16 protein-coding genes and 1 pseudogene are annotated in these 15,224 nt (G+C 64.6%); 9 read left to right on the top strand and 8 right to left on the bottom strand.

Annotated features, from left to right (window positions below; genetic code table 11):
- The first annotated feature begins 33 nt into the window (after positions 1 to 33).
- Positions 34 to 924 (top strand): AidA/PixA family protein, encoded by an 891-nt coding sequence (locus OEJ37_RS09285; RefSeq protein WP_263344087.1) that lies wholly within the window; start codon positions 34 to 36, stop codon positions 922 to 924.
- A 157-nt stretch (positions 925 to 1,081) separates the two neighbouring features.
- Here OEJ37_RS09285 and OEJ37_RS09280 read toward each other — a convergent pair whose 3' ends face one another.
- The 3 genes from OEJ37_RS09280 to OEJ37_RS09270 all read right to left on the bottom strand — a co-directional run bounded on the left by OEJ37_RS09280 (position 1,082) and on the right by OEJ37_RS09270 (position 5,491).
- Positions 1,082 to 2,851 carry a histidine kinase gene (locus tag OEJ37_RS09280; RefSeq protein WP_263344086.1) on the bottom strand — a complete coding sequence of 590 codons (1,770 nt, stop codon included), beginning with the start codon at positions 2,849 to 2,851 and terminating at the stop codon, positions 1,082 to 1,084.
- Positions 2,852 to 2,935: 84 nt separating this feature from the next.
- A complete protein-coding gene (locus OEJ37_RS09275) occupies positions 2,936 to 4,348 on the bottom strand; it encodes an HD domain-containing phosphohydrolase (protein WP_263344084.1) in 1,413 nt (470 codons plus the stop codon).
- A gap of 237 nt (positions 4,349 to 4,585) precedes the next feature.
- Positions 4,586 to 5,491 (bottom strand): LysR family transcriptional regulator, encoded by a 906-nt coding sequence (locus tag OEJ37_RS09270; protein WP_263344083.1) that lies wholly within the window; start codon positions 5,489 to 5,491, stop codon positions 4,586 to 4,588.
- 95 nt (positions 5,492 to 5,586) lie between these two features.
- On the opposite strand from OEJ37_RS09270, the gene OEJ37_RS09265 reads away from it, so the two are divergent.
- Genes OEJ37_RS09265 through aroE form a run of 5 tightly spaced genes read left to right on the top strand, consistent with a single transcriptional unit; the run spans position 5,587 to position 9,493 of the window.
- A complete protein-coding gene (locus OEJ37_RS09265; protein ID WP_263344082.1) occupies positions 5,587 to 6,546 on the top strand; it encodes a ketopantoate reductase family protein in 960 nt (319 codons plus the stop codon).
- A 41-nt stretch (positions 6,547 to 6,587) separates the two neighbouring features.
- Positions 6,588 to 6,980, top strand: a complete 393-nt coding sequence (locus OEJ37_RS09260) for a VOC family protein (RefSeq protein WP_263344081.1) — start codon at positions 6,588 to 6,590, stop codon at positions 6,978 to 6,980.
- A 2-nt stretch (positions 6,981 to 6,982) separates the two neighbouring features.
- Positions 6,983 to 7,441: a MaoC family dehydratase gene (locus OEJ37_RS09255; protein WP_263344080.1), complete on the top strand. Its 459-nt coding sequence runs from the start codon at positions 6,983 to 6,985 to the stop codon at positions 7,439 to 7,441.
- Entirely contained in the window at positions 7,441 to 8,652 is a 1,212-nt protein-coding gene (locus tag OEJ37_RS09250) for a CaiB/BaiF CoA transferase family protein (RefSeq protein ID WP_174417081.1), read from the top strand. Before OEJ37_RS09255 ends, OEJ37_RS09250 begins: the two co-directional genes overlap by 1 nt.
- 7 nt (positions 8,653 to 8,659) lie before the next feature.
- Positions 8,660 to 9,493, top strand: a complete 834-nt coding sequence (aroE, locus tag OEJ37_RS09245) for a shikimate dehydrogenase (protein ID WP_175920137.1) — start codon at positions 8,660 to 8,662, stop codon at positions 9,491 to 9,493.
- Between the two features lie 267 nt (positions 9,494 to 9,760).
- On the opposite strand, the gene OEJ37_RS09240 is transcribed toward aroE, so the two are convergent.
- The 3 genes and pseudogenes from OEJ37_RS09240 to OEJ37_RS09230 all read right to left on the bottom strand — a co-directional run bounded on the left by OEJ37_RS09240 (position 9,761) and on the right by OEJ37_RS09230 (position 11,044).
- On the bottom strand, positions 9,761 to 10,051 hold the full coding sequence (locus OEJ37_RS09240; RefSeq protein WP_263344079.1) for a DUF1330 domain-containing protein: 291 nt from the start codon (positions 10,049 to 10,051) through the stop codon (positions 9,761 to 9,763).
- Between the two features lie 174 nt (positions 10,052 to 10,225).
- Positions 10,226 to 10,381 (bottom strand): annotated as a pseudogene (locus OEJ37_RS09235) (aldo/keto reductase); the annotation flags it as partial.
- A 72-nt stretch (positions 10,382 to 10,453) separates the two neighbouring features.
- Positions 10,454 to 11,044, bottom strand: coding sequence for a flavodoxin family protein (locus tag OEJ37_RS09230; protein ID WP_174417084.1), 591 nt, complete (start codon positions 11,042 to 11,044; stop codon positions 10,454 to 10,456).
- Between the two features lie 118 nt (positions 11,045 to 11,162).
- Between OEJ37_RS09230 and OEJ37_RS09225 the strand changes: the two genes are divergently transcribed.
- Together OEJ37_RS09225 and OEJ37_RS09220 are read left to right on the top strand one after the other, a co-directional pair.
- Positions 11,163 to 12,068: a LysR family transcriptional regulator gene (locus OEJ37_RS09225; protein ID WP_152858001.1), complete on the top strand. Its 906-nt coding sequence runs from the start codon at positions 11,163 to 11,165 to the stop codon at positions 12,066 to 12,068.
- A gap of 182 nt (positions 12,069 to 12,250) precedes the next feature.
- Entirely contained in the window at positions 12,251 to 12,607 is a 357-nt protein-coding gene (locus OEJ37_RS09220) for an STAS/SEC14 domain-containing protein (RefSeq protein WP_175920039.1), read from the top strand.
- A gap of 101 nt (positions 12,608 to 12,708) precedes the next feature.
- Here the strand turns inward: OEJ37_RS09220 and OEJ37_RS09215 are convergent, their stop codons facing one another.
- Entirely contained in the window at positions 12,709 to 13,680 is a 972-nt protein-coding gene (locus OEJ37_RS09215; RefSeq protein ID WP_263344078.1) for a LysR family transcriptional regulator, read from the bottom strand.
- A gap of 210 nt (positions 13,681 to 13,890) precedes the next feature.
- Here OEJ37_RS09215 and OEJ37_RS09210 point away from each other — a divergent pair, with 210 nt between their 5' ends.
- Positions 13,891 to 14,742: an aldo/keto reductase gene (locus tag OEJ37_RS09210; protein WP_263344076.1), complete on the top strand. Its 852-nt coding sequence runs from the start codon at positions 13,891 to 13,893 to the stop codon at positions 14,740 to 14,742.
- A gap of 128 nt (positions 14,743 to 14,870) precedes the next feature.
- Here OEJ37_RS09210 and OEJ37_RS09205 read toward each other — a convergent pair whose 3' ends face one another.
- Positions 14,871 to 15,185 (bottom strand): hypothetical protein, encoded by a 315-nt coding sequence (locus OEJ37_RS09205; protein ID WP_263344075.1) that lies wholly within the window; start codon positions 15,183 to 15,185, stop codon positions 14,871 to 14,873.
- Between the last annotated feature and the right edge of the window lie 39 nt (positions 15,186 to 15,224).

Raw genomic sequence — 15,224 nt, 5'->3', positions numbered from 1 at the left:
CCGCATCATTCCCTTGTTGCGGAGGAAGCGCTCATGTCTGGTCTTCGTTGCGATGTGCTCGCGATCGTCGATGCCGTCACGCTGCTATCGGCCTACCCCGATGCGAGCCGGAACGCCGACGCGCCGACCGTGATCGACGGCCGGCACGTCTACGTGTTGAGCCCCGGCGACAACGGGCAGCTCGGCCACAACGACAGCCGGCTCTTTGCCGGCCTGTCGCCGGGCGACCAGCTTCACCTGCGCGAAACCGCGCTCGCGCTGCGCGCCGAGGTGAGCGTGCTGTTCGTCCGGTTCACATTGAAGGACGCCGGCATCGTCGCGCCGATCGAACCGGAAGTGCGCGACGCCACGACGCCGGTACCGAATGCCGACGACCTGCTGCATCCGCCGTGCCAGCCGATGAAAGACCATTACTGGCGCAGCGACGTGCTCGCCGCGGGCGCCACCACGTGCACGGCCGACTTCGCCGTGCTCGACCGCGACGGCGCGGTGTCGGGTTATTTTCGTTGGGAAACGACGATCGAGATCGCCGGCAGCCGGCCGGATACGAAACAGCCCGGTTTCAAGCCGTCGTCGGACCGCGACGGCAACTTCAGCCTGCCGCCGAATACCGATTTCAAGGCGATCTTCTACGCGAATGCCGCCGACCGGCAGGACCTGAAGCTGTTCATCGACGATGCGCCCGAACCGGCCGCGTCGTTCGCCGGCAACGGCAACGACAGCGTCAGGCAGTTCACGCTGAACTCCAAAGGCGGCAAGATCCGGATCGACGCGTCGGCCAACGGCAGGAAGTCCGCGACCGATGCGCGCCTGGCGCCGCTGTCCGCGGGCGACCAGGTGTGGCTCGGCTGGCTCGGCGCCGAGGACGGCGCCGACAGCGATTACAACGACGGGATTGTCATCCTTCAATGGCCGATCACGTGAGCGCCACCGCGCGCTGCGCTCGGGTGCGCGGCCAGCCGCCGCTCACGGTGCCGATGAACTTCGCATCGCCGCGCACCACCCCTGGTACGCGAGCATCGAATTCACGCTGAATCGAGCACGCGTTTCCCGCACACGCACGGCAGTCACGATCGCATCCTCATGCCCGTTGCTCCAGCTCCGCCACGTCCGCGTTGTCGCAGGCCCGCCGGATCGGCAGCCGCACGCAGAACGTCGTGCCGCGCCCGGGTTCGCTCGTCACGTCGATCGTGCCGCGATGGCGCTCGACGATGCCGTGCGATACCGACAAGCCAAGCCCGGTTCCCTGCCCGACCGGCTTCGTCGTGAAGAACGGATCGAAGATCCGCCGGACGACGTCGGGCGTCATGCCCGTTCCGGTATCGCTGATCGCGATCGACACCTGCTCGCCGTCGCTCGACGTGCGGATCGTGATCACGCCGCGCTCCGGAATCGCCTGCGCCGCGTTGACCAGCAGGTTCATGAATACCTGGTTCAGCTGCGACGGCAGGCATTCGACCTGTGGCAGGTCGCCGTAATCGCGCACGATGTCGGCCTTGTACTTGAGTTCGTTATGAACGACGTTGAGCGTGCTCTCGAGGCCCGCATGGAGATCGACCACGCTCCACTCGTCGCTGACCGGGCGCGAGAAATCGCGCAGGTCCTGCACGATGCGCCGCACCCGCACCGCGCCATCGATCGATTCGTCGATCAGCGTCACGATCTCGTCGCGGACGTAGTCCAGATCCGCGGCGCGGCTCATCGCCGTCAGCGCATCGCGGGCGGCGGGGTCGAGCTGCGGCAGCGCCGCTTCATGCGCCGCGATGACATCGAGCAGACTTCGCACCCAGGTCTTCAATGTATTGAGGTTCGCGCTGACGAAGCCGATCGGATTGTTGATCTCGTGCGCGACGCCCGCCGCTAGCTGGCCGATCGACGCGAGCTTTTCCGATTGCAGCAACTGCACGTGGGTTTCCTCGAGCACGTGCAGAAGGCGCCGCTGCTCATCCTTCTCCTGTTCGAGCCGCGCCTGCGCGGCCTTGCGTTCGTCGATCTCGGTCGCCATGTTCTCGCGCGTGCGCTGCAGCATCTCCGTCGTCTGCTCGTAGCGATGCAACGCGCGCTCGAGTTCCGCGGTCCGCATTTTCACGAGCCGCTCGAGCGTGTCGGCCATCCCGCGCAGAAAGGTTGTGCGCGCATCGAAGCGGGAAAGCAGCAGCGTGACGATCAGCGTCGCCATCGTAAACAGCGCGACGGTGGTCGCGAGCCACGGCGCGTCGATCCCGTTCGCCGCGCCGCATCGCGCGTCCGCCGCGAAATGGGCGGCCGCCATCCCCGTATAGTGCATGCCGGTAATGGCGATGCCCATGATGACTGCCGCGCCGACGCGTTGCGCGGTCGCATGACGTACCTGCCGCACGCGCAGCGCCTGTGCAATCCATAACGCGGCAGTCGATGCGATCACGGCAATGCCGATCGATGCGGCGAACAGCGCGGGATCGTAGCGAATGCCGGGCTGCATCTGCATCGCGGCCATCCCCGTGTAGTGCATGCCGGCAATCCCGCCGCCCATCAGCGCGCCGCCCGCGCACAGCCGCCGCCAGCCCAGCCGTGCGCGCGTGACGACGTTCAGCGCGAAATACGACACGAGCACGGCGATCGCCAGCGACGCGCCGGTATCCGACAGCGCATAGCCGAGCGGGATCGGCAGCGAAAACGCGAGCATGCCGACGAAATGCATCGACCAGATCCCGGTTCCCATCGCGGCCGCGCCGCCGCCCAGCCATGCACGCTTGAGCTTCGGGTTGTCGAGCAGCGAGATGAACGCGGCCAGGTCGAGCGTCGTATACGAGGCCAGCGTCGCGATGGCGAGCGACAGCAGGACGAGCAGGAGGTCATAGGTGCCGTGCATGATCGAGCGCCCCAATCGATGTGAAGGCATTGCCGCGGTGCGCGGTCGATCGCGCATCGCGGCCATCGGGCCGTGTGTCCTGCGTCAGCCGGGCGGCGCGCCCGCGTTTTGCGCCTGCATCGATGCGGCCGGGCCGGCCAGAACGAGGATGTCGAACGGCGATCCTTCCCGCGTCTCGAAACGACGTACGAGCTCGATCTGGTGCGCCGACATCACGCTGCCCTTCGTCATCAGCAGCACGCCGCGATGCGTGCGCAGATCGTCGGCGAGCTGCATCCCTTCGCGCAGCTGCGCGGACTTGATCTCCGCGACGGACGCCGCGATGCCGAGACTCGCCGGATCCCGCATCAGCTCGATGCAACGCTCGACGATCTGCGGGTCGTATCGCACGCTGGCCTGCGAGCGCAACGCATCGAGCGCCTGTTCGACCGAATGCGGCACACCGATTTCGCCGTTGCGCAGCCCTTCGAAATCGCGCGCGATCGCCACGATCCGCGAGCCGAGCGGAATCGCGTCGCCGGCCAGCCCGTCCGGCGTGCCGCGTCCGTTGAAGCGCTCGTACTGGTGCAGCACGATCGACGCGACCTTGTGCAATTGCGCGACCGGCGTCAGCACCATCTGCGCGCGCAGCGGATGCTGCTGGAACAGCCGGTGTTCGTCCGTCGTCATCCGCGCAAGCGGCTTGTGCAGCAATTCGTCGGGCAGCGACAACTTGCCGATGCCGTGCAGCAGCCCCGCGAAATAGACGTCCTGCGCGTGCAACTCGCTCATCCCCGACGCCAGCGCGAGCCGGCGCGCGATCTCGCCCACGCGCATCGCGTGTCCGCCGGCGGTCCCGCAACGCAGCTCGATCATGCTCGCGCAGACCTGGACCATCGCCGTGAAACTGCTTTTCAGGTCGCGCTGCGCCGCCTCGAGGAACATCACGGTCTGGCCGAGTTCCTCGGTGCGCGCGCGCACCTGCGTTTCGAGTTCCGTGTTGAAACGGCGCAGCGCCTCGTTCTGCGCTTCCGTCAGCGCGGCCAGCCGGGCCGCTTCGCGGCGCAAGTGCCGCTGCTCCAGCGCCTGTTCGATGGTCAGCAGCAGGTCGTGATCGTCCCACGGCTTGTTCAGGTAGCGATACACGCCGCCTTCGTTGACGGCCTGCACGACCGACGCGATCTCCGCATAGCCGGTCAGCAGGATACGCATCGTTTCCGGGTACAGCGCCCGCGCGCGGGCCAGAAATTCCGCACCGCTCATGCGCGGCATCCGCATGTCGGACACGATCAGGTCGACCTCGGTCGACGCCAGTATCTCGAGCGCGGCCTCGCCGCTGTCGGCGGTCAGGATGTCGTAGCCCGCGGGCCGGAACACGCGCTTGAGCGCCGACAGCACGTTCGGTTCGTCGTCGACCAGCAGGATCGACGGCGCGCGACACGTGTCGTCGGATGCGACTTCCGCGCCGGTCGTTTCAGGCGGCACCACGTTCGGCCCGTTTGTTGCAGATGTCGTCATAATCGGCCTCGGATCAATTATTTACATCTTCTCTCTCTGCAACATCGGCTCGTGCGGCAGTTTCTATATTGGGAGAAACGCTGATACGTGCTTGTCGCGGGGTCTTGATTCCTTCCGCCCGCGTTGCCGGGAATCGCAGGTACTTGCCATGCTCGTCCTCGAAAAGCGCCGGCACGCCGCCCACACCCGATGGATCCGGACGCATCGGCCACCGATAGCTGAAGACGATACGACAGGTCAGTGCGAATTGCCAAACAACTCGACCACCAAACCGCGCAGCCAGCGATTGCCGGCTTCGTGGTGATATCTGGCGTGCCAGTGCTGCCGCACGGCAAAACCCTCGACGGGAATCGGGCATGGATGGACTGACAGGCCGCTGGCCTTTGCCAGTGTCTCGCCGATGTGTCGCGGCAGCGTGGCAATCAGGTCGGTGGTCTGGATGATCGCGGCCAACCCGAGAAAGCCCGGCAACTCCAGCACCACCTGCCGCTCGACGTGCTCACGCACGAGCGCCTGTTCCAGCAATTGCGCCCCGGTTCCCGCCGTGATCGCGACATGCCCCGCCGCGCGGTATTGCTTCGCCCCGAGCTTTGCGCGCCACCGCGGATGATGCCGGTTGGTCAGGCATACCCAATCCTGCAAATACAGCTGCTGCTGGTAAATGCCGCCGCCTAGCCACGGCACATGGCCGATTGCGAGATCGGCTTCGCCGGATTCCAGCGCTCGTTCGGTATTGCCGTCAATTCCCGCCACCTCGAGGCGGATTCCGGGCGCTTGCGCGCGTACGTGCGCCAGCAAGCGCGGGAGCAGCGTGATGTGACTCGCGTCGGTCATGCAGATGCGGAAACGCCGCTGCGCGGTCACGGGATCGAATGCGATTTCCCACGCCGCGAAACGCCGCAACGATTCGAGAATCTCCCGGCATGGCCCGATCATGGCGTCGGCGTGCGGCGTCGGCGCCATGCCGCCCGGCGTACGGACAAACAACGGATCCTGCAGGAATTCGCGCAGACGTCCGAGCCAAATGCTGACGGTCGGCTGGCTTTGCCCGAGCTGTTCCGCCGCGCGCGTGACGCTGCGGGTGTCGTACAGGAGATCGAAGAGCTGCAGCAGCTTCAGTTCCGGGAGATCGGTCGGCGTCATGGCGTTATTGCGAAACACAATGACGTCATTGTAGTCATTGCATTGCCGGCATGAACAGCAACTCGTATCGTGGATTCCATGTCAAGGAGATGCCATTGAAGATCGCGATTCTGGGTGCCGGCGCACTGGGCTGTGCCATTGGCGCGGCGCTCACCGAAGCCGGCCACGAGACCTGGTTGCTCAACCGCTCGATGCCGCACGTCGAGGCGATGTGTCGCGACGGTCTGCGGGTGGACGACGACGCCGGATCTCGGCGCGTCATGGTCCGTGCCACCACGCGGGCCGCCGAGGCCGGCACTGCGGATCTGGTCGTCGTGTTGGTCAAGTCATTCCATACCGAATCGGCGATGCGCGGCGCGCAAGCGCTGATCGGGCCCGATACGCTGGTGCTGTCGTTGCAGAACGGCCTCGGGCACGAGGATGTGCTCGCCGACATCGTCGGCCGCGAACGGGTGCTGGCGGGCAAGACCTACGTCGGCGGCGTCATGCGCGGCCCGGGGCAGATCCAGTCCGGCGTGGCCGGCAAGACCACGTACGTCGGCGAACTCGATGGCCGACTCACGCCCCGCGTGCTGGCGATTGCCGAAGCCTTCAATGCCGCCGGGCTGGACACCATCGTGAGCGACAACATCGTCGGCACGATGTGGGACAAGTTGCTCGTCAACGTTGCCACCGGCGCACTGACCGGCGTCACTGGCCTGACCTATGGGCAACTCTATGACGAGCCGCTGTTGAAGGCGACCGCCGTCGCGGCGGTCGCCGAGGCGATGGCGGTCGCCCGGGCCGCTGGCGTGAAGCTCTCCATGACCGATTCCGAACAGGCATGGACGCTGGCCGCGGCGGGACTGTCTCCAGCCTTCAAGACTTCGATGCTGCAAAGCCTGGAGAAAGGCTCGGTCACCGAAATCGACTTCATCAACGGTTCGGTCGTGCGCCTGGGACAGCGGCATGGCGTGCCGACTCCGGTCAACGCGACGCTGGTGGCCTGCATCAAAGGCATCGAGCGCGCCATGGCCGACCGACAACACTTCAACACCTGCATGGGACCGGCGTAAGCGCTGAAGCGCCACCCCCGGCAGACAAAGGAGACAACCGCATGAATATTCCGAAGGCCTATCTGGAGCACGTTGCCATCCGGGTGAAGGACATCCGCTGGCACATCCGTTTTTTCGAGGAAGTGCTCGGCATGACCATGCGCGAGGTGGACGGTACCCGCGAGGAACCCCGGCAGTACTGGACACTCGGCGGCCTGCAATTCATCCATGACCTACATCATGAAGGTCCGGAAGGCCGGCTCGCGCATCTCGGCGTGATGTGCGAAGACCTCGAGGCCGCACTGGCCGCGGCGCAACGGCATGGCGTAAGCGAAATGCCGCAGGGGCGCAATTGGGTGCGCCTGCCGGACGGCCTCGCCGTCGAACTGATCCAGGCCCGGCCGGCAGCATGCGTCGCGCAGGCGCTGGCGATCAACCCGCGCGCGGAGGCGTGACCATGACGATCGCCGAGAAGTACTGGGACGACGCCCGTGAGGGCGACGAATGCGTAAGCCCGGGCTACACCGTCACCCGAGCGCGCATTCTGGCCTACGCCGACCTCACCGGCGACCGCACGCCCGTGCACGTCGACGAGGAGTACGCCAATGCGAGCCACTTCGGCTGCCTCGTCGCGCACGGCCTGTTCGGGCTGTCGATCGCCGATGGGCTCAAGACGCAGAGCGACTACCGCTTCCTGCCGGGGATGTCGCTCGGCTGGACGTGGGACTTTCTCCTGCCCATCAAGGTCGACGACGTGCTGCGCGTCAAGTTCCGCGTAGGTTCGATGCGGGCAAGCAAGAGCCGCCCCGACTGGGGCATCGTCGTGCTGCCGTCCGAGTTGATCAATCAGGATGGCCAGGTGGTCCAGCGCGGCGAGCATCGCCTGATGGTGCCGCGCCGGCCGGGAGCATTCTGATGCAAGCCCGCCCTCTCGAAGGTATGCGCGTCGTCGACTACAGCCACTTTCTGGCCGGCCCCTACGTGGGACGCTGCCTCGCGGCGCTCGGCGCCGAAGTCATCAAGGTCGAGCGACCGGGCAGCGGCGATGCGGGACGCCAGCACGCTACCGTGCTCGACGACCGGCAAAGCGGCTACTTCCTGCAGCTCAACATGGGCAAGCGCGGCGTCAGCGTCAACATGAAGGACCCGCGCGGCAAGGATTTCATGCAGCGTCTGTGCGACTCGGCGGACGTGTTCGTCGAGAACTACCGGCCGGGCGCGCTCGACAAGCTGGGGCTCGGATATGCCGAGTTGTCGGCACGCAATCCGCGCCTCGTCTATTGCTCGATCTCCGCTTACGGCCATACCGGACCGGATGCTCATCGCGCCGGCTTCGGCCTGATCGCCGAGGCCAGGAGCGGCATCATGCAGATGGTCGGCACGCCGGGCGAACCGCCGCCGCTGCTGCGCATCTCGCTGGGCGACATGTACACCGGCATTCATGCGGTGGCGGCCATCAACGCCGCGCTGCTCGGGCGCGCGAGTAGCGGCCGGGGCCAGCATATCGACATGGCGTTGTACGACACGCTGGTGTCGATGCACGAATACGCGGTGCAGTGCTACACGTTGCAAGGCGCGCTACCCGAACAGACGGGTCACGACATGCCGACCTCGACGCTCTACGGCGTGTTCCGTGCCGCCGACGGCGATCTCGTGATCGCGGCGCAGGTGGACGATGCCTGGAAACGTTTCGCCGCCGTGGTCGAGGCTCATGGCGGGCCGGCCGGCTTCGGTACCGATGCGCGATTCCACGACAGCGTGGGGCGCAATGCCCATCGGTCGGACATCCTGTCCGTCGTGCAACCGTGGGTCGCCGCCCGTTCCGTGGCGTCGATATTGGCGCTGCTGGACGCGATCGACGTCCCGTGCGCGAAAGTGCAACGCATCGACGAGGTGCTTGCCGATCCGCAGATCCGGGCGCGCGGCATGGTGGTCGAGCAGCAACATCCGCGCTACGGCACGCTGCGCTTGCCCAACCTGCCGTTCCGCTTCTCGGATTGCGATACGACGATCCGCGACGTCGCGCCCGACCTCGGTCAGCACAACGCGGAAGTGGCGCGGTCGCTGGGCTTCGGCCCTGCCGAGATCGACGCCATGCAGACCGACGGCGTTCTTTTTTCGAAGTGAGGCCATGATGACGGACCAGTACGCGGTGATCGGCAACCCGATCGGTCACACTCGATCTCCGCTGATTCACGGACTCTTTGCGCAAGAGACGCAGCAAGACATGACCTATGCGGCCATCGAAGGCCCGCTGGAACCCGACGAAGCCTTCGCAGAAACCGTGCGGGCGTTCGTCGCGGCCGGCGGCAAGGGGATGAACGTCACCGCGCCCTTCAAGCTGAAGGCCTTCGCGATGGCCGACGAACTCGGCGAAAGAGCGAAGCTTGCCGGAGCCGTCAATGCCATGAAGTTCGACAACGGCCGCATCGTCGCCGAGAACTTCGACGGAATCGGACTCGTGCGCGATATCGAGGTGAACCTCGGCCTGCCGCTCGACGGCAAACGCGTGTTGGTGCTCGGCGCGGGCGGAGCAGTACGCGGCGCATTGCTGCCGTTCCTGGCGGCGCGCCCCGCCGAGTTGGTCATCGCGAATCGGAATCTGGCCAAAGCTCGAGCCCTCGCATCTCAGGTCGACGCGTGCGGCCCGCTGCTCGCCTGCGGCTACGGCGATCTCGGGGCAATGGGACGTTTCGATCTGGTGGTCAACGCAACGTCGGCCAGTCTCACCGGCGACCTGCCACCCGTTCCGCCGAGTGTGTTCAGCACGGAGGGCGCAGCCTATGAACTCGTTTACGGCAAGCGGCTGACACCTTTCCTGCGGCTCGCGCGCAATGCCGGCGTGCGGACTGTCGCGGACGGCGTGGGCATGCTGGTCGAGCAAGCGGCAGAAGCCTTCGACTGGTGGCGCGGCGTGCGCCCCGGGACGCGGGCCGTGATCGACCGGCTCACGGTGCCGCTGGACTGAAGGTGCGATGGAGATACGCATGAAGAAAATCTCGCTGCTGCACGGTATCAAGCACAACGTGTTCGGCAAGCGCCCCGAGCAAAGCGATCGCGATCGCGCTGCCCGCTGTCCGCTGCCCCGGCACCGATCAGCAATGCGCGGCCATCTTTCACGCATGCACCGTGGTCGATCCGCGCCTTCACGAACGCGAGAGCGGCCGGGATTCGTGAAAATGCCCGGCACTGGATCGAAGCGAGGATCTGACGTTCGGACGCTTCGCGGCCAGCGTCATGAAGTCCCTTCGAGAATGACAAAGGTCCCGGTCGCTGCGCCGGCGCGGAGCGCCTTGGCCGCCTGATATTCGGGGCTTTCATAGAAGCGCCTGGCCTCGGCCAACGAATCGAATTCGAGGACCACGTGCCGCTCGTGGGCCTCGCCTTCGAGGTTTTCATACTCACCCCAACCAGCGATGACCTTGGGGCTGAAATTCTTCATCGCATCGCCGGCGGCTTTTGCGTAGGCGGCGTAAGCAGTTGCGTCCGAGACGCTGACATGTGCGATCAGATAACCTTTTGGCATGTGTATCTCTCTTTCAGTGGGTGCATTCGACTCGACGCGGGGCGCATTCGCACAACCGCCGATGTCGACGACATGGGTGCACGGTAGCCGGTTCTAATTCGACGCAACGGGCCTGAAGCTCGCGTCCTGACGATCGATCATCCAGCCGGGATAGCAGCGAGGAAACGCACTCACGGCATCAAGACGTGCAAGCTCGTCCTCGGTGAGAGCGACATCGACCGCGCCGATCGCCTTCCACATGCAGGCGTCGGCATTGCCGCCCAGCGTCATCGTGCCGAGACACAGCTCGGAGACATACAGGCCGGTGCGGCCGAGTTGCTTGTATTTCATCGCTGTTCCTGTCGAGATTGGCTGGACAGGATGCGGCGGCGTCCGGTCCGTCACGTCCCGAGCGCGAGAATTTCAGCTGCCTTGAGATTTTCCGGACCGAAACTGTCCGGCGATCGTTGCGACGCGTGCGCCATAGCGGCGTGCCGTCTCGAGGTCGCCCGGCGACATCTCGGCAGGCGACGCATCGGCAGGCGTCTGCGCCATCGGCGCGATATAGGAACCCATGCGATTCAGGTCGTCGCGCATCGAGGCTTTCACGTTCGCCGGCTTGATATCCATGCTGACCCAGATGCCGCCGTGCTGCCCGGCGAGCAGAACGAAGTATTCGAGCGTATTGAGCTTGTCGCCGTTGATGCTTGCGCTATTGGTGAAGCCGCCGAAGATCTTGTTTTGCCACGCACCTTCGAACCAGGCTTTCGAGGATGCGTCGGCAAACTTCTTGAACTGCCAGCTGGGGCCGCCCATGTAGGTCGGCGAGCCGAACAGGATCGCATCCGCGCCGGCAAGCGTATTCCAGGCATCCTCGGCAATATTTCCGTCGGTGTCGATTGCGACGAGTACGGCCCCGGCGCCTTCGGCGGCAGCGCGCGCCATACGCTCGGTATGCCCATGGCCGGAGTGGTAGACGACGACCGTTTTAACCGGAGAGGTGTGTTGAGTCATGGTGGCTCCCTTTCGTTCGGATTGTCCTCGGTGGACAACATGGGAAGCCACTCTACTGAGTCGCAACTGAGTTATAAATGATGACAAACTGAACGTTCTGTTACTCCCTGGATGAACAATGCAAAACCTTGACGCGCTTCTGATCTTTGCCCGTGTCGCCGAAATGACGAGCTTCACGCGTGCGGCCGAAAGCCTCGGTATTCAGAAGGGACGTGTGTCAATGGTGATCCGCGGACTTGAGCGGGATATGGGTGTTGCGCTGTTGCATCGGACCACGAGGCGCGTGCAGCTTACTGAAGACGGACGCGCCTTTTATTTGCGCGCACGGGACCTGCTGGCCGAAGTACAGGAATTGCAATCGATGTTCTCAGGTAATGGCGCACCGCTGCGGGGAAGGTTGCGCGTCGACATGCCCACCGAGTTGGCACGAAGCGTCGTGGTTCCCGCGCTCCCGCAACTGATGGCGGCATATCCGGAGTTGGAGCTGGAACTTTCCAGCACCGATCGGCGTGTCGATCTCGTCCAGGAAGGGTTCGATTGCGTGATCCGTCTCGGTCCGATCGTCGACGAGACGCTGATTGCCCGGCCGCTGGGCAAGCTGCGCATGACGAATGCGGCGAGCCCGAGCTACCTGGCACGGTACGGCATACCGCACACGCTCGATGATCTGCGCAGCCAGGGGCACCGGATGGTCCACTACACGCTGACACTCGGCGCCAGGCATGCCGGATGGGAATACCCGGACGGCGACGGGTATGCATCGCTTCCGTTGCCGAGCGCGATGCAGGTCAACAGTGTGCAGACCTATCATGCAGCCGGGCTGGCGGGCATCGGGTTGATCCAGGCGGGATATTCGGCGCTCGCGCATCACATCGAAAGCGGCGCGCTGGTGGAGGTTCTACCCGACTTGCGTCCCGAGCCCCTCGCCGCGTCGCTCGTGGTGGCCCATCGGCGCAACCTGTCGCCACGCGTCCGGGCCTTCATGGACTGGATCGAGCGGCTATTGGAGCCCTATTTTGATTGACCTTCAGGTGTAGCGGCTCGAAGGGGCGGCGCGACGATGGTAATGGGGCGCAACCGTCACCCTGCTCCGAACGGTGCTACCGGAGCCGTATGGAAAGGGCTACCATGAAAAGATCATCGAACGCCAGGCGCGTCCGTGCCGCGCCTGGGTGTGTAACGTCTCCCTAGTCAGGTGGTCTTGCCATGATCCAGTATCACACCGAGCCCGATTCCCCTGTCGTCGAAATTTCCGTCGAAGGCAAAGTCACCGACCACGACCTGCGCGAAGCCATCGAGCGCATGCGCGGTGATCTCGAGGCGAACGGCAAAACCCGCGTGCTCGAACGTATCGAGCATTTCACCGGCATCGAGCCGAAAGCGCTGTGGACCGATATCACGCTCGGCGTTCCCGTGGCTCGCAAGATCACGCGCGCCGCCGTGGTGGCCGACGAAGGCTGGATCCGTGCGTCGACACATCTGGCGCGGTTCTTTACGAAGGCCGAAGTCAAGGCGTTCCGCGTCAGCGAGCTGGAGCAGGCGCGCGCCTGGCTCAACACCTGAGCGGCGCTGCTCGCGAATGACGTTTCACGGTTGCGGATTCAACCGGTCGCGCGCTTCGGCAATCGACCGGAAGGCGATTCACGCTCGATGAATCGATCGAGCTAACGCGCGCGGACAGATCGCTTCGGCCGCGACTTGAACCGCTCCAGTTCCTTGTCGGCGAGCACGTAATCGTTGCTGTCGTGCAGGCGCTCGAAGGCGAGATCCAGGAATGCCCGCACTCGCTTGGGCAGAGCAGTTCGGCTTCCATAATAAATGTGCAGGCCGATGTGCGCGCTCATATGCTGCACGAGAACCGGCACCAGTCGTCCCGCCCGGATATGGGACACAGCCGAGAAGCCCGCGAGCTGCCCGATCACTTGCCCGGCGAGCACGGCCTGCACTTCGAGCTCCGAATCGTTCGTCGCAAATGCAGGGGACATCTGCCGATGTTCGAGCTTGCCATCGACGCTCAGGTACCAGGGCGCCACCTTGCCCGTGGCAGGATGCCGGAACACACCACAACGGTGCGCCGCCAGGTCATCCAGTGTCGATGGCGTGCCGTGTGCTTCGAGGTATTCAGGCGCCGCGCACACGATCATCTGGATCGGGAAGAGCTGCCGACCGACCACGCCCTCGCTGGCTGACACCCCGATCCTGAAGCCGACATCGACGCGATCCAGCACCCAGTTGCCGATTCCGTCATCGAGCTGGACATCCGGCTGAATACCGGGGTGCTCGCGACAGAACGCGTCGAGCAGCGGCATGAGAATGGCGGCGAATGACGATTTCGGCCCGACGATACGCAACGGCCCCGCGATCTCGTCTTTGGATTCCCGCGCCAGCACAAGCGCCCGGTCCAGTGCGTCCAGTGCGGGCTGCGTGTTCTCCAGAAACCGCTGCCCTTCCTCGGTAAGGGCGAGGCTGCGCGTGGTTCGATGCAATAGCCGGACACCGAGGCGCTGCTCCAGTTGCGCGATGGCCTGGCTCGCAGCCTGCGGCGTGACGCCCTGGGCAAGCGCAGCCTGTCGGATGCTGCCGAGTTCCACGGCTTTGGCGAAGGTTGCGATGGCCTTGAAGTCGTTGCTGGGCATGGTCGATGCTTGCGTTGAAGCGCGAATGGTCGGGTTCGGGTGTCGGGTTCGCGTTGCACCAGTATCAATCTCAAATTGATACTGGTGCAACAGGAATTCGACTATTCGCTTGAAACTGCGCCTTCTAAAGTAGCGCTTTGGGGCCGAGGGCGCCGGCTCGTCCCGAGCCCGCCTCATGCCGCCTTCGACTTTCAGCGCAAAGGAACGACCATGCAGGATGTGACACTGAACAACGGGGTGAAGATGCCGATCGTCGGCTACGGCGTCTTTCAGATTGCCGACGAGGCGGAATGCGAACGCTGCGTCGTCGATGCGGTACAGGCAGGCTACCGCCTGATCGACACCGCTGCGTCCTACAAGAACGAGGAGGCTGTCGGGCGTGGCCTCAAGCGTTGCGGGGTACCGCGCGACCAACTGTTCGTCACCAGCAAGCTGTGGGTCGAGGACGCGGGCTACGAACGGGCTCGCGTGGCCATCGACAAGTCGCTGAAGCGTCTGGGCCTCGACTACCTCGATCTGTTCCTGATCCATCAACCGTTCTCGGACGTTCACGGCGCGTGGAGAGCGATGGAGGAAGCGCATCGCGCCGGCAAGCTGCGCGCGATCGGCCTGAGCAACTTCCACCCGGATCGCCTGATGGACATCGCGTGTTTCAACGAGGTGACGCCAGCGGTCAACCAGATCGAAGTCAACCCTTTCCACCAGCAGGACGAAAGCGTCGATTTCATGCGGGGGCTCGGCGTTCAGCCTGAAGCCTGGGCGCCTTTCGCCGAAGGGCGCAACAACCTGTTCGACAACGCACAACTCGTGGCGATAGCACAGCGCCACGGCAAGACCGTGGGACAAGTCGTGCTGCGCTGGGTGGTACAGCGTGGAATCGTCGCCCTGGCGAAATCCGTGCGAAAGGAGCGAATGCTGGAAAACCTGGCCGTCTTCGACTTCGAACTGTCCGCGGAAGACATGCAGGCCATCGCAACGCTCGAGACCGGCACGAGCAGCTTCTTCTCCCATCGCGATCCGGCGATCGTGAAGTGGATGAGCGAACGAAAACTCGGCCTCTGATGCGCAATCGGGGGCGGCGTCCGACCGGTCAAACGGGCCGCCCCATCGCCGAATGCAGTAACGCGCATGCGTCGGGTTCGCTGCGCCCGCTCGTCAGGCCTTGAGGCTCGTCAACCTCGCTACGGTGCTCATCGTGTCACCGCCCGGGAATCCTGCCCGGCCCACGTCTTGCCCGCTCGGGCGAAATCGGAAATTTTCAGAGCGACGGTATCCGCCTTGGCACTCGCGCGCGTCTTCCGGGCGGCGCCCAGGATCGGCCCCAAGTGTTCATAAAAACACTCGAGCTGTCGTGCATCGGACGCCAATCGCTCGAGATCGAGCGCCTTCTCGAGAACCGTCCGCGCAATATGAAAGCGCTGAAGCCCGCGCCGCACGCGAACCTGAAAGACGACTCCATCGCTGTTGTGCGGCACTCCTGCCCAGACAAGCGAATCGCTGTCCATGAAGCCTCCGAAGAATCACAATCGTCACATCAATATGCC

The sequence above is a fragment of the Burkholderia sp. BKH01 genome (genome assembly GCF_025685725.1).
Lineage (GTDB): Bacteria > Pseudomonadota > Gammaproteobacteria > Burkholderiales > Burkholderiaceae > Burkholderia > Burkholderia pyrrocinia_C.
Note: the sequence above shows the minus strand (reverse complement) of the source record. Positions and strands in the feature narration are given on the sequence as shown.